The 14,482-nt window shown below is 70.7% G+C and carries 12 protein-coding genes; 2 read left to right on the plus strand and 10 right to left on the minus strand.

The annotated features are described in order from the left end of the window. Positions 1-78: 78 nt before the first annotated feature. From ACIRQ9_RS37855 to ACIRQ9_RS37895, 9 genes are all read right to left on the minus strand, one after another. The gene (locus ACIRQ9_RS37855; protein ID WP_404184511.1) at positions 79-951 is read right to left on the minus strand and encodes an alpha/beta fold hydrolase; all 873 of its coding nucleotides are present in this window, start codon (positions 949-951) and stop codon (positions 79-81) included. Positions 952-998: 47 nt separating this feature from the next. Then, positions 999-1,520, minus strand: coding sequence for a cupin domain-containing protein (locus ACIRQ9_RS37860; protein ID WP_404184514.1), 522 nt, complete (start codon positions 1,518-1,520; stop codon positions 999-1,001). Between the two features lie 93 nt (positions 1,521-1,613). Further along, on the minus strand, positions 1,614-2,435 hold the full coding sequence (locus ACIRQ9_RS37865) for an SDR family NAD(P)-dependent oxidoreductase (RefSeq protein WP_404184517.1): 822 nt from the start codon (positions 2,433-2,435) through the stop codon (positions 1,614-1,616). Further along, the gene (locus ACIRQ9_RS37870) at positions 2,432-3,241 is read right to left on the minus strand and encodes an alpha/beta hydrolase (RefSeq protein WP_404184520.1); all 810 of its coding nucleotides are present in this window, start codon (positions 3,239-3,241) and stop codon (positions 2,432-2,434) included. Before ACIRQ9_RS37870 ends, ACIRQ9_RS37865 begins: the two co-directional genes overlap by 4 nt. Positions 3,242-3,378: 137 nt before the next feature. Next, positions 3,379-4,170, minus strand: a complete 792-nt coding sequence (locus tag ACIRQ9_RS37875; RefSeq protein WP_404184523.1) for an SDR family NAD(P)-dependent oxidoreductase — start codon at positions 4,168-4,170, stop codon at positions 3,379-3,381. Between the two features lie 339 nt (positions 4,171-4,509). After that, positions 4,510-4,989, minus strand: a complete 480-nt coding sequence (locus ACIRQ9_RS37880; protein ID WP_404184526.1) for a cupin domain-containing protein — start codon at positions 4,987-4,989, stop codon at positions 4,510-4,512. Positions 4,990-5,003: 14 nt separating this feature from the next. Continuing rightward, positions 5,004-5,999 (minus strand): alpha/beta fold hydrolase, encoded by a 996-nt coding sequence (locus ACIRQ9_RS37885; protein WP_404184529.1) that lies wholly within the window; start codon positions 5,997-5,999, stop codon positions 5,004-5,006. 369 nt (positions 6,000-6,368) lie between these two features. Beyond that, complete coding sequence (locus ACIRQ9_RS37890; protein WP_404184532.1) at positions 6,369-7,448, minus strand: helix-turn-helix domain-containing protein; 1,080 nt, start codon at positions 7,446-7,448, stop codon at positions 6,369-6,371. An 8-nt stretch (positions 7,449-7,456) separates the two neighbouring features. Continuing rightward, positions 7,457-8,419 carry a helix-turn-helix domain-containing protein gene (locus ACIRQ9_RS37895; protein ID WP_404184535.1) on the minus strand — a complete coding sequence of 321 codons (963 nt, stop codon included), beginning with the start codon at positions 8,417-8,419 and terminating at the stop codon, positions 7,457-7,459. A 433-nt stretch (positions 8,420-8,852) separates the two neighbouring features. On the opposite strand from ACIRQ9_RS37895, the gene ACIRQ9_RS37900 reads away from it, so the two are divergent. Further along, positions 8,853-9,506, plus strand: coding sequence for a hypothetical protein (locus ACIRQ9_RS37900; protein ID WP_404184538.1), 654 nt, complete (start codon positions 8,853-8,855; stop codon positions 9,504-9,506). Positions 9,507-9,555: 49 nt separating this feature from the next. On the opposite strand, the gene ACIRQ9_RS37905 is transcribed toward ACIRQ9_RS37900, so the two are convergent. Beyond that, entirely contained in the window at positions 9,556-9,831 is a 276-nt protein-coding gene (locus ACIRQ9_RS37905; RefSeq protein WP_404184541.1) for a WhiB family transcriptional regulator, read from the minus strand. A 600-nt stretch (positions 9,832-10,431) separates the two neighbouring features. Between ACIRQ9_RS37905 and ACIRQ9_RS37910 the strand changes: the two genes are divergently transcribed. Beyond that, entirely contained in the window at positions 10,432-14,331 is a 3,900-nt protein-coding gene (locus ACIRQ9_RS37910; RefSeq protein ID WP_404184544.1) for a carboxypeptidase regulatory-like domain-containing protein, read from the plus strand. The last annotated feature ends 151 nt before the right edge of the window (positions 14,332-14,482 follow it).

The raw sequence follows: 14,482 nt of genomic DNA on the forward strand, positions 1-14,482 counted from the left end.
TGCGAGGGAAAGGGCACGGTCGTTCCTTTCGCGGATCCGCTGCTCCGCCCGGTGCACGCCGGCCGGTTCACCGAGAGGTCATGAGGTGGCGTGTGCGGCGGCCTCGATGATGTGGGCGGTGTCGTCGGGGTGCGAGACGAGCACCGCGTGGGAGGCGCCCCGGATCACCTGGGCGTGGGAGCCCGCGCGCCGCGCCATGGCCTGTTCGGCGACCGGCGGTATGGCCCGGTCGGAGCCCGCGACCAGGAACCAGGAGGGGATGGTCTTCCAGGCGGGTGCCGCGCTGGGTTCGGCGAAGGCGGCAAGTGACACCGGACGCTGTCCGGCGGCCATGAGCCGGGTCGTGGCGGCGGGCACGTCGGCTGCGAAGACCCGTCGGAAATCGGCGGGGTTGACGTAGGCGTCCTGACCGCCTGGGTAGGGGCGGACGGTGAGCGCGGGCGAGAGCTGACTGCCGGGGTACTGGCCGAGAATGGACAGGCCCGTCTCGCCCTCGTCGGGGGCGAACGCGGCGATGTACACAAGGGCCTTGACGTTGGAATGGCCGGTGGCGGCATCGGTGATGACCGCGCCGCCGTAGGAGTGGCCGGCGAGGACGACGGGCCCGGGGATGGTGTCGAGGATGCTCGACACGTAGGCCGAGTCACCGGCGAGGCCGCGCAGCGGGTTCGCGACGGCGAGGACCGGGTAGCCCTGGCGCTCCAGCCGCGCGGTGACCGCGTTCCAGCTGGAGGCGTCGGCGAAGGCGCCGTGGACGAGGACCACGGTCGGCTTCGGCGTGTCGGGCCGGGCCGAGGCGGCCGCGGACGTCGCGGCGAGCGCCGGACCTGCGGGCACGGCCGCCGACAGCGCGGGCACGGCGAGCAGGGTCCCGACCGCCAGCGCCACGAGCGCCGGCCTTCCGCGCCGCCCGCCGTTCTCGCGCGATCCGGTGGGGGTGATGCCTGTCATGGCGTTCTCCTCGATGCTCTGTCCGCTCTCGCGGGAGTTCGCTCGCCTCAGCAGGCCGGCGGAACGCCGGTGAGACGCAGATGGAAGGGATCCGACGAGGCCATGACCAGGGCCTGATCGAAATCCGGGGGCAGATCGCCGGTCTCGGCCACCGGGGTGCCGTTGGCCCGGAAGAACTCCTCGACACAGGCCGGGCTGAACAGCACCCCGACCCGCGCCCCTTGGGGCGAACGCACCAGATAGCTGTGCGGAATGCCGCGCGGACCGTACGCGACCTGCCCGGCCGCCAGATCGTGGCGCTGGTCGCCGATGAAGAACGTCACCTCGCCGTCCAGCACGAACCAGACGGCGTCCTCGTCCTCGTGGACGTGGTGCGGAGGCCCGTGGCCGACCGGGCCGGCGAACTCCATGAGGCTGAACCTGTTGTCGGTCGCGCCGCCGGAAATCAGGATCCTGGCCCGGGCACCTAGGAACCAGAACGGCTCACGGTCGGGGGCCCGGCCCAGGGTCGGAAAGGACGGGCTCGTCATTCCTGTCCCCGACGGCGTCGCGAGCTGCTCGGGAAGCACAGCGTCGGATCGGTCATGTGATCTCTCCAAGGGGCGCGGAGGGCGGGCGAGGCGTCCCGGCGCCGAGGGCCGCCGTCGCGCCTCGCCCACCGGTCAGAGGGACTCGACGAGGCCGCCGTCGATGACGAAGTCGGCACCGGTGATGTTCGCGGCCCGGGAACTCGCCAGGAAGACCGCAAGATCGGCGACCTCGGACGGCCGGGTGAACCGGCCCGTCAGCGACTGCTGAGCCGCGCCCCGCGCCACCTCACCGGGGTCGACGCCCCGGGACCGGCCGACCGTGTCGGCGACACCGCCCGCTCCCTGCCACAGAGCGGTCTCCACCGGACCGGGACCGATGGTGTTCACCCGTACCCCGTGCGGCCCGACCTCCTTGGACAGGGCCTTGCAGAAGTTGGTCAGCGCCGCCTTCGCCGCGCCGTAGTCGATGACCAGCGGGTCGGGCAGCCGCGCGTTGACCGAGGAGACGGTGACGATGCGTCCCGCACCGGTGGTCAGCAGGTGCGGCAGCGCTGCCCTCGTAGCGCGGACCGCGGACAGGAGGTTCAGCGTCAGCGTCCACTCCCAGTCCTCGTCCGTCACCCCCAGGAAGCCGTCGACCCGCGGCCGCACCGCTCCGACGTTGTTCACCAGCACGTCGACACCGCCGTGCGCCGCGACGGCCTCGGCGATCAGCGTCGCCGGACCCTCGCGCGTGCCCAGGTCGACCTCCACGACGGTGAGTTCGGCACCCCGCTCCACGAACGCGTCGAGAGCGTCGGTGCGCGTGCGCGAACCCGCCACGACACGCGAGCCGGCCGCGAGGAAGGCCTCGACGACGGCCAGACCGATACCGCGCCCGGCACCGGTGACCACGACGGTCTGCCCGGCCAGGCCCGCGTCGTCACCGGCCGCCTGTGCGCGAGGGGAGGTCATCGTCCGTTCTCCAGCCCCTGCTCGCGCAGCCACCCGAGGACGGTGTCGGCGACCTCGCGCCAGCCACCGTCGATCGTCAAGGAGTGCCCGCGGTCGGGGAAGCTGAGGATGTCGGTGACGGCCTCGGAGTGCCGGTACTGCTTGAGCGTGGCCCGGGTGACGGTCTCCGGCACGGTGTGGTCCTTGCCGCCGGAGATCAGCAGCAGCGGACCGCGGCCGTTGTTCTGCGTGTCGACCTTGGCCGGCGAGTGCGGGTTGAAGTTGGCGGACGCGGCCTCGTACAGCGGCTTCCCGGGCGCCGGGATGGTCCAGCGCTCGTACAGGGCGGCCGACTCCTCCTCGGAGACGGCGTTGCCGAACGCGAACCGGAACTGCTCGGCGGTCAGCGACACCGAACGGTTCTTGTTGGCCGGGTTCTTGAAGACCGGGAACGTCGCCTTCAGCGCCGACAGCGGCAGCGGCAGGACGCCCTTGATCTGGGCGGCGTCGATGGCGACGGCCGCCGCCGCGCGGTCCTGGCCGAGCAGCTTCTGCGCGATCATCCCGCCGAAGGAGTGGCCGATCACGATGGGCCTCTCGGGCAGGTCCGCGATCAGCGCGGCGTAGTGCTCGACGACGTCGTCGATGCCGTGCCCGGCGATGCTCTCCGGGTTCTGACGCGCCTCCTCGACCGTGTCCGGGTCGCCGGGCCATCCGGGAGCGGACGGCTCGTAGCCCTCCTCGCGGAACAGGTCTATCCACGGCTGCCACGAGGTGCTGTGCAGCCAGAGTCCGTGGACGAAGACCACGGGAAGGTTGACGGACATGACGGAGCCTCTCCTGTTTGGGTCACCTGACCGGACCGGTGTCCACGAAACCGGGGACCGCGGTGGTTTCGCACCGGGGTCCCACCCCAGTGGTTCGGGGGCGAGTGCACGGGGGCCGGCCCGAGCACCTCCGGCCATCAGGGAATGATGCTGCTCACCACGCCGCCGTCGACACGCAGTGCGGCGCCGGTGGTGGCGGAGGCGGCGTCGGAGCCGACGTAGTGGACGAGGTTGGCGACCTCTTCGGGGCGGATGAGGCGTCCCAGGAGCGAGGTGGGGCGCTCCTCGGCGATGAAGCGGCGTTCCGCCTCTTCGAAGGGGACGCCGTCGCCGACCCGGTCGGCGATGAAGACCCGGACACCCGGAGTGAGGGTGGGGCCCGGCAGGACGGTGTTGACGGTGACGCCGGTGCCGGCGACCTCCAGGGCGAAACCGCGGGCGACGGCCAGCTGAGTCGTCTTCGTGGCGCCGTAGTGGATCATCTCCCTGGGCGTGTTGACGGCCGACTCGCTGCTGATGAACACGACGCGGCCCCACCCGCGCCGCACCATCCGGGGTGCGTAGTGGCGGGTGAGCCGGATGCCGCTGAGGACGTTGGTCTCGAAGTAGCGGCTCCATTCCTCGTCGGTGATCTCGAACGCCGGCCGCGCGTCGAAGATCGCCGCGTTGTTGACGAGGACGTCCACGTCCGGCACGGCGTCCGTCAGGGCGCGGACGCCGTCCGCGGTGCTGACGTCGGCGGCGACGGCGCGGACCTCGCCGTTGCCCGCGGCGGCGAGGACGCGCTCGGCGGCGGCATGGGTGCGCTCCGGGTCGCGGCCGTTGACGATGACCTCGGCTCCGTCGCGGGCGAAGGTCGTGGCGGTCGCCTCGCCGATGCCGGAGGTGGAGCCGGTGACGAGTACGGTGCGGCGGGTCGTGGCGTTCACGTGTGTCTCTCCTGGTCGGGTGGTGGTCGTTCGGTCGTCCGCGTCTCCCGGGTTGCACGGCCGGGCGGTGTACCGGGCGGGACAGCGACGGCACCGTCCGCGGCGGGGCGGTCCTCGTCGAGACGCCGGAGCACCGTGGTGACAGGCACATCCCGGGAGCGGATCGATCGGCTTGCGTAGGTGTCGCGAACGGGCGCGGCTCAACCGGACTCAGGCCGCCTCGGACCGAGGTCCTGGCTGCTCGCGCCGGTGCCCTGGTCTCCCTGATCGAGCGCCAGGCTCGGCCGGAGCCGCGCCCGTCGCGGAACTCTTCGCGTCCGCCTGGTGGGGCGGACCGGTTCAGAGGGTGGGCGGCGGCCCGGTGACCCGCAGGTTGAAGTCCGCTGCGGAGGCCACGACCGTCCCGAGATCGAATTCAGGAGGCAGGTCGCCGGCCTCGGCCACCGAGATGCCGTTGCTCCTGAAGTACTCCTCGATGCGGGCCGGGCTGAACAGGGCCGCTATCCGCGCCCCTTCGGGCGAGCGCACCAGGTAGCTGTGCGGGACACCGCGCGGCCCGTACGCGACCTGTCCCGGCACCAGGTCGTGGCGCTGGTCACCGACGAAAAAGGTCACCTCGCCGTCGAGGACGAACCAGACCTCCTCCTCGTCCTCGTGGACGTGGTGCGGGGGAGCGTGGCCGATCGGGTCGGCGAACTCCATGAGACTGAGCCGGTTGTTCGTCGTGGTGCCGGGAAGCAGAATCCTCGCCCGGCCGCCCAGGAACCAGAAGGGCTCGCGTTCGGCCGTCGGGTCGAAGGTCGGGAAGAACTGCGTCATCTTCGCCCCCGACGTCATCGCTGGTCGCCGAGGAAGCGCAGCAGCAGGTGGGTCATTTCCTTCGGGTGCTCCTCGTAGATCCAGTGGCCGGAGTCGGGGACGACGACCGGGGTGACGTCCTTGGCGTAGTGGCGGACCTGCGTGCCGACCTCTTCACCGAGGCTGCCGTCGGCGCCGATGGCGAGGACCGGCATGGTGAGCTTCTTCTTCCGGAGCCGCGCGTTGTCCGCGATGTCCTGCGGGAAGGTCCGGAACCAGGCGAAGGAGGCTTCCAGGTGCGCGTAGTCGCGGAGGTAGGAGGAGAAGACCCGCAGGTCGTCGTCGGTGAGTGCGTCCTTCTTCACCGCGATGCTCCGCATGAAGCCGGACGTCCAGGTCTCCTCGTGACCGCGGATCAGGCTCTCGGGCAGACCGGTCCGCAGGGAGAAGAAGCCGAAGTTCCACACGCCCGGACCCCTGTCCGTGAGGGCCGGGAACTTGTAGATGCTCTTGTCCGGGATCGGGGCCTCGCTGAGCACGAGCTTCTTCACGCTGTCCGGGTACTGGGCGGCGTAGGAGTACGCGACCATGGTGCCGATGTCGTGGCCGACGACGTTCACGTCGCGGTCCTTGCCGAGGGAGGCGAGGAGGCCGTGCAGGTGGGCGGCCATGGTCTTCTTGTCGTAGCCGGACGCCGGGGCGTCGCTCTCGCCGGCGCCGGGCAGGTCGGGCGCGATGACCGTGTAGTGCTTGGCCAGGGCGGGCATGATGTCGTGCCACTCGTACCAGGTCTGCGGGTAGCCGTGGATGAGGACCAGGGTGGGGCCGCGGCCGCCGATCACGTAGTCGATGCCGGTGCCCGCCACCTTGGTCTTGTGCTCGCTGAAGCCGGCGGGCAGCCGTTCGCCGGACGACGCCGACGTCGTGGGTGTGTCGGAGGCCGAGGCCGTGACGGTGACCGCGCCGAGGGAGACGGCGAGGGCGAGGGCCGAGGCCGCGAGGCCACGGGAACCGGACAGACGGAATCTCACTGACAGCTCCGATGGAAGGAGGAAAAGGGGAAACGGCGGGACTGGCGCCCACCGTGGGGTGACGGCCGGTGAGACGGATTCACCGATGGCCCGTCGACGGCGATGTCGGCTGACGGGCGGCGGCGAGGTCCAGCACGAGGTCGGGGACCTGTGACGCCCGGATGAAGCGGCCGACGCTGATTCGGGGTGTGTCCATGAAACCGGGGGCCGTGGTGGTTTCGCACCGGGGTGGCACCCCAGTGGATGCGGACCCGCAGGTCACGGGCGCGGGGCTCAACGCCGACGGCCCGCCGGGTGCCCGGCGGTCCGTTCGTCGGCGATGCCGACGCGGTTCCGCGCGTGGACGACTCGGCGGGCCTCGGGGGACCGTCAGGCGGCGACCGTACCCGTCTGTGCCACGGCTTCCTTGAGGAGCTTCACGCCCGGATCTCTCCACTCCGCCGGCGAGATCCCGTACAGCGACCGGAAGGCCCGGCTGAAGTGGGACGCGCTGGTGAATCCCCACCGGTGGGCCACCGCGGAGATGGAGCACTTCGTGGCGTCAGGCCCGGCCAGTTCACTTCGGCATTTCTGCAGCCGGCAGCGCTGAATCCACTGCCCGGCGGTGACGCGGTCGGCCTGGAAGAGCTTGTGGAGGTAGCGGACGGAGATCGAGTTGGCGCGGGCCACCGTCTGCGGGGTGAGGTTCGGATCGTCGATGTTCTGGGCGATGAACCTCTTGATCTCCAGCAGCCGGTCGAGCCCCGCCGCGGGCTGAGACCCCAGGCCCAGTTGTTCCTCGACCAGCAGACTCAGCAGGTCGATCGCGCTGCTCGCCAGAGGAATTCCGGTGGCAGCCGGGCAGTCCGCCGCCATGTCGACCAAGTGCGTCACGAACGCGGCGACCAGCGAACCCACGGCCGCGTCGGTCCTGACCGGGACCGCGACGACCTGTCGAGGGAGGTCGTCCCGCAGGCCCATGAGCCGGCGCGGAAGGACGAGGAACTTCGCGCGGAACGGGCCGGGAAGGTCGAGCGACACGGGATGCGTCAGGTCGTAGAAGACCATGTCTCCGGGCTTCATGACGACGCGCCGGTCGTCCTGTTCGACCGAGGCGGCGCCCTGCTCCACCAGGAGGACCGCCAGGAGGCCGTCGTCCGGGCCGGTGGGCCGCGCGGCCCGGCGCAGCCGCAGTCCGGTTCCCTCCAGGGCGGCGAGCCTCAAGTGGCCGAGACGGAACGTGCGGACGATTCCCGCGTGCCGCCCGTCGGACACCGTGGCATCGGTCAGGCCCAGCGTGCCGTGCAGCGCCTGGTGCCAGGGCCCTTCCCGCCGTGGCGCCACCTCGCCGTCACGGCGGCCGTGGGAGACGGCGTCGGGTGCCGTCATCAGCGAACGCGGCCCCCTGCCCACCGTCTCACGGCCGGCCGGGGCAGCGTGCACCGCACGCTCGGGAGCGTGAACCTGCATGGCCTTCGTCACCTCGGCCCCTTCCGTGCGGTCGCCTGGTATTCCCGAGGCGAAATTCCGTAGGCGAGTCTGAAGACGCGGCTGAAATGGGAGGCGCAGGCGAATCCCCAGCTGTGCGCCACCACGGCGACGGTCGGCGCGTTGGACATCGTCCGTTCCAGCTCCTTCCGGCAGCGCTCCAGCCGCTGTTGCTGGATCCACCGCGCCGCGGTCACGCCCTCCGTCTCGAAGAGCTTGTGCAGATACCTGAGCGACACCTGGTGAGCGGAGGCGATCTCGACGAGGGACAGGTCCGGATCGGCGAGACGGCGCACGATGTACTCCTTGACACGCAGGAGCATGGCCTGGATGGCGGCGGGCTCCTGGGGAGCCAGCCGGCCGTGTCTCTCCTGGATCAGGCATGCCAGCAGCTCGCAGGTCACCGCGGCGAGCCGGTCGGCCTGCGCGGGAGCGACCGCCTCGGCGCTTTCGTCGAGGCGCCGCAGATGCCCGGCGAGGAGGGCGGAGAGCGGCTCGTCCCTACCGAAGGACGTGGCGGTCACGGCCCGCAGTTCGGGATCGCTCACACCGAGAGCGGATCTGGGGAAGTGGAACGCGGTGAGGCTGAACGCCTGCCGCAGCGACTTGCCGAAGGGCCGCCGGGAATCCGACATCGAGAACTGCCCGGGGCTCACGACCGCGTCCCGGCCGTCCTGCGAGCGCTCGGCGGTCCCGCGGTGCATCAGGGTGAGGGTGACGGTCTCCTTGCCGTCCCGCGCGATCATCCGGGGCTTGCGGGCTACCGTCTGCGGTCCGGCCGTGACCGTCGAGACCTGCATGAAGCCCACCTGCCGGCTGACGATCGTCGCCGAAGCCGGCTCGGCCTCGTGCAGGTCGACGTCCAACGGGACGAACGTTCGTGACACGGCGTCCTGCCAGAAGTCGGCCCGGTCCGAGGCGGACAGCGGAGCAGTGGACAGGACCACGGACACGGCGACTCCCTGGCGAGATCATGCGGACGCGCAGCCGACGCGGCCGTCGGGCGCGAGCGGTCTCCGGCCGCCCGATCCAACGACGATCAGGCGGTCCGAGGGCTCACGGCGAGCGGTGTCAGCACATCGCACCTGCGCGGGAGGCACCAGGAAGAAGTGCAGGAACAATTGAGGAGACGCCGTGCGGCACCGGCGCCACGACGGCCGAGGCGCCTTCGTGCCCTCCGGAACATCGTCGGTGCGCCTTCGAGCAGTTCCTGCTTCCGGGCGTTGACGCTGTCCGGCGACCGGCCCACGATCACCGTCGAGTTGCGCGCGTCCCCCTCCATCTGCAATCTTGCTCGACCGTCGCCTGACGCGTGATCTCTCCAGAGCAGCCTGCGGCACCGTTCCGGTGTACCGGGACACGATGAAGAGCGTTAGGAGGTCGCCCGTGGGCACGCCCGGATTCCCGCGCCACACGCTCGATTCGGAAGGGCTGCCGGTCTGGATCCGCGACCTCGCCAGCGATGATCCGAACCACAGCCTGCACGTCGTACGGGACATGGGACCGGTCCGGGCACTGGAGGCCCTTCGCGTCGAGCCCGCTTCCATCCGGCAGTGCGTGCTTCCCGACAGGAAGCCGAACCGGTACACGTCCTTGCCGGCCGCGGGCTTCGGCGATGACACGGGCGACGCCGCCACCCTGCTGGCCGGCCGCCTGTGGCCATGGACCTTCGTCTACGACGACCTGGGATACACCTTCGACGGCACCGCCGACGTCCTCTCCCGCGGTGGCCGTCAAGCGGTCACGACGCTGTACACGATCAACGGGCACGCCAGTCTCCACTACGCGGTGGACGGCAAGGAGATCGTGGAAGTCGTCTTCGACGAACTCAGCCTGGACGAAAGGCTTCCCGGCATGCCCGCGGAGCTGGCGGCGGCGTTCGAGGCGGCCGGGATCGCCGACTGGGAGGACCTCGAACCCGGCGAGGTCGACAGTCTGATCGGCATGCGTGTCGCGTGCGCCATGGCGGGAGCGGTCCTGACACTGGACGACCTTCGGGACATGCACCTGGTCGTGGCGCAGCGGAACTCCGGCGACTGACTGCGCCCCGTCAGGAGACATGCCCGGCCCGGTCGTGGACGTGGGAGGCTCAAGTCCGGTCGGCGGCAACGGCTGTGGAACGGCGTTCGTTCTCGGAGTAGCCGCCCCAGACGCCGTACTCCTGGCGCGACGCCCGCGCGAACCGGCCACAGGGACCGCTGACGGGGCACTCACGGCACATGGTCCGGGCGGCTTCTTCCCGGCGTCGACGGGCTCGGCCTCTCTCGCTCTCCGGTGAGAAGAAGACCGAACTGTCCATGCCCCGGCATGCGGCGTCCTTCTGCCACGCCCACACCTGAAGAAGCGGCTTGGTGTGTGTATTCATGCTCACCCCTTTGAAGATCGTCCAGGCGGTCCTCCGAACCCTACGAACCCGTAAGCGGGGTGTGTGTCGCCGAACGCACGGACTCTTGACCAGGGAGGCACCGCCGACGGCGCCCGCCCCCACCACGGTGTGCGCGGACAGAACAACGTCGGTGCACGGACGGGCCAACGCGCAGGCCCGCGACTTCTAGGCTCCTCTGCAAGCCGACCCGGCCTCCTCGCGGCCGTGGACGACCGTCCGGCAGGTGCTGCCGGTGGCCGGCCCGGTGACGCCTGTCCGGAACCTGCCCAAGAGTGTTGTTGCTTGACCTCTCATCAATTGATCTGCGAAAACGTCTGTTGCGAACAAGAGTTCGCAGGTAACCGCTGGCCCACGGGTTGGTCCCAGGTACAAGCGCACAGGAGTCGCACGTTGCGAATATCTAGGCTGTTCACCGCGAGACCCTGGCCGAGACCCGTGCGCCGGGGTGTTGTCGCCGGCCTCCTGACGGCGGTGCTGAGCGCCGGTCTGCCGCTCGCGGCGACAGCGTCGGCGTCGGCGTCGGCGTCGGCGTCGGCAGAGTCTGGGACCAGCGCATCGGCACAGGACACCGCGCCGGGCGTGGAGCCCGTGTGCTCCGCGCCGAAGCCCGGCAGCGTCGGATGTTTCGCGCTCCGGCGCACCGACACCGTCGCCACGCACGGAGTTTCGGCCACGCCGCCTTCCGGCTACGGCGCGACGGACCTGCAGGACGCGTACGACCTGCCGGCGGACGGGGGAGCGGGACGCACGGTCGCCATCGTGGTGGCCTACGACGACCCCACGGCAGAGGCGGATCTGGCCGTCTACCGCGAGCAGTACGGTCTGCCCGCGTGCACGGCCGCAAGCGGCTGCTTCCGGAAGATCGACCAGCGGGGCGGCACCGACTATCCCAAATCCAACAGCAGTTGGGCGGGCGAGGCTTCCCTCGACCTGGACATGGTCTCGGCCTCCGCCCCTGCCGCGCACCTCCTGCTGGTCGAGGCGGACAGCGCCGACTTCCAGGACATCTTCGCCGCAGTCGACCAGGCCGTCGCACAGGGCGTCCAGTACGTCTCCAACTCCTACGGAAGCCAGTACTCCAGCCAGCCCGGCAGCGGCGAGTTCGCCGAGGAGACCACCGAGTTCGACGCCCACTACGACCACCCGGGCGTCGCGATGGTCGCGTCCACCGGCGACCTCGGATACGGCGTCTCCTACCCGGCCGCGTCGCGACACGTGACCGCGGTCGGCGGCACGTCCCTCAGGCCGAGCACGACCGCGTCGCGCGGCTGGACCGAAACCGCGTGGGCCCTCGCCGGGTCGGGATGTTCGGCGTACGAGCCCAAGCCCGGCTTCCAGACGGACACCGGCTGTGACACGAGGTCGGTGGCGGACGTGGCGGCGGTCGCCGATCCCTACACCGGCCTGGCGTTCTACCAGTCGTACGGAGGCAACGGCTGGGGAGTGATGGGCGGCACCAGTGCCGCCGCCCCCATCATCGCCGGTGTGTACGCGGCCGCCGCCGTCCCCGACGCGGGCACCTATCCGAACGCCTACCCCTACTTCAAGCGCTCCGCGCTCAACGACGTCACCAGCGGCTCCAACGGCACGTGCACACCGGCCTATCTCTGCACCGCGGGCGCCGGTTACGACGGACCGACGGGTCTCGGCAGCCCCGCCGGCCTGGCCGCCTTCCGCAACTACCCGCACGGTTCGGTGAGCGGCACCGTCACCGACTCGACCGGAGCCCCGCTGACCACGGCGACCGTCACGGTGGACGGCTACCGGACCACCGTGAACTCCCGGGGACACTATTCCCTCACCCTGCCGCCCGGCAGGTACGACCTGCACGCCGACGCCTACGGCTACCGGACCGGGACCTCAGCGGTCACCGTGGCGGACGGCGACTCGATCACCCGGGACCTCTCGCTGGACGCCGCGCCGTCCCGGACCGTCACCGGCAGGATCACCGACGGTTCCGGCCACGGATACCCGCTCTACGCGTCGGTCACCGCCCAGGACGTGCCCGGCGCGCCGGTCTTCACCGACCCCTACACCGGCGTCTACAAGCTGAAGCTGCCAGAAGGCCACGACTACACGCTCAAGATCGTCGCCCAGTACCCCGGATACCAGACCGCGGCGAAGACCGTCAGGGTCGAGTCCCCGATGCGACCCATCGACGTCGCCCTCCCCGTGGACCGTGAGCGGGACACGTTCGCGGGCTACGACGTGGGCACCGTAGGACGCACCGAAGCGTTCGACGCGACCGATTCACCGCCAGAGGGCTGGAGCGTCGTCAATGCCCCCGACACCACGGGTGGCTGGCAGTTCTCGGACCCCGCGAACTACACGAACAAGACGTGGGGCAGCGGGGGCTTCGCCCTGGCCGACAGTGTCCACTGGGGCATCGGCAAGCATCAGGACTCGTCACTGGTGAGCCCGGTCTACGACTTCAGCGACTACACCAGGCCGCGGATATCCGTCGACATGGACTACTTCGGCTCGAACACCCAGACCGGCATGGTCGACATCACCACCGACGGGGGCGCCACCTGGACCAATCTGCGCACCTACGCCAAGGTCGACCAGGTGGGGCACGTGGACATTCCGATCGCCGCCTGGTCCGGAGCCAAGTCCGTCCAGGTGCGGTTCCGTTTCGTCGCCGGCGGTGACCGCTACTGGGAGCTGGACAACCTCTTCGTCGGCGACCGCCCCACGACCCCGGTACGCGGCGGGTTGGTGGCCGGTGTCGTCACCGACGCCAACACGGGAGCCGGCGTCCTCAACGCGCGAGTACGCAGCGCCGACGGTCACGGTCAGACCGGCCTGACAGCGGCCACTGCGAACGACCCGCGGCTGGACGACGGGTTCTACTGGCTCTTCTCCGACGCTCCCGGCAAACGGCCCTTCACGGTGACCAAGAGCAAGTTCGCCACCGGGACCGAGACACCGCGCGTGGTGCCGGACGGTGTGACCGAGGCCGACCACAGGCTCAGGGCCGGAAAGCTCACCGTCAAGCAGGCAGCCGTGGACAGGACACTGACCTCGGGGCACAGGACCACGGCGAAACTGACGGTGAAGAACACCGGCACGGCCCCCGCCACGTTCACCGTCGGCGAGCAGGCCGGCAGTCCCGAGTCGTCCCCGGCCGACGGGGCGGCCTGGCAGTCGGCGGCGGATCTGCCGGTCGCCACGACGGACAACGCGGTCGCCGCGCACGACGGCCTGCTCTACTCCGCGTTCGGCTACACCAGCGGCACCACCTACAACGCGGACATGTACGTCTACGACCCGGGCAGCGACACCTGGTCGCAACTGGCCGCCGCGGCCGACGGACGCGACGCACCGGCCAAGGGATTCATCGGCGACAAGTTCTACGCGGTGGGCGGCTGGCGCAACGACGGCACACCCGATCCCAAGCTGGAGATATACGACCCGGCCTCCGACACCTGGAGCACCGGAGCACCCACCCCCGAGCCCTATGCCGCCTCCGGAAGCGCCGTCCTGGACGGCAGGCTTTACGTGGTCGGCGGATGCGGTGTGCACACCTGCGCCAACACGGACGTGTACGCCTACGACCCCGTCACCGACAAGTGGTCGGCCATGGCCCCCTACCCGATACCCATCACCTGGACCGCCTGCGGCGAGATCGACGGCATGCTCTACTGCGCCGGCGGCCAGACGGTGGACGGCAGCACCACGAAACACGGCTACGTCTACGACCCGGTGACGGACAGCTGGTCACCGATCCCGGACAGGCCGCAGGCCGAGTGGGGGGCGAACTACGCGGCGGCGAACGGCATGCTCATCACCGTCGGCGGCCGGATCGCCACCGGCGTCACCAACAAGGTCTACGGCTACGACACGCGAGCAGGCGCCTGGACCGCACTGCCCAACGCCGTTTCCGCGATCTATCGCGGTGGTGCCGCTCCCGGCTTCTACAACGTCGGAGGCGAACGGTCGGCCTACTCGGCACCGGTCGCCACCGCCAGCGTGCTCCCCGGATTCGACCAGGGTGACGGAACGGACGACGTGACCTGGCTCGGCCTCCACGGCGGGCAGGCGACGCTGCCGCCGGGAGCGACCGCCACCGTGACCGTCTCGCTCGATGCCACGGGTGCCGAGGTCACTCAACCGGGCACCTACGCGGCCAGGTTGGCCGTGAGCACCGACACGCCCTACCACGTCGACGCGGTCCCGGTGACGATGACCGTCGACCCTCCCAAGGGTTGGACCAGGTACGCGGGCACCGTACTCGGTGAGGACGATGAAGGCGCCCCGGCTCCCCTCGCCGGAGCCACCGTCCGGCTCGTCGGCAAGAAGTCGACCCACACCCTGTCGACCGCCGTGGACGGAACCTACTCCTTGTGGCTCGACGCTCGTGGCGGTCCGCTCACGGTGACCGCCTCGATGGAGGGCTACGCGTCGCAGACCATCCGGACGACATCGGCGGAGCAGGGTTCGAGACTCGGCGACTTCACCCTGAAGAAGTCCCCGTGACCCCCGCGCCCGTGCCCGGATGAGAGCCGGGGGGGGGGGCCCGCCCCCCCCGGGGGGGGGGGCCCCCGGCGGCGCCCGGCGCGGGGGGGGGGGGGCGGGGGCCCCGAGGGGGGGCCCCGCCGGCCCCCCCCGGACGGCGCGGGGGCCGGGG

Origin of the sequence: Streptomyces sp. NPDC101237 (assembly GCF_044767465.1) — a bacterium.
Classification (GTDB): domain Bacteria; phylum Actinomycetota; class Actinomycetes; order Streptomycetales; family Streptomycetaceae; genus Streptomyces; species Streptomyces gramineus.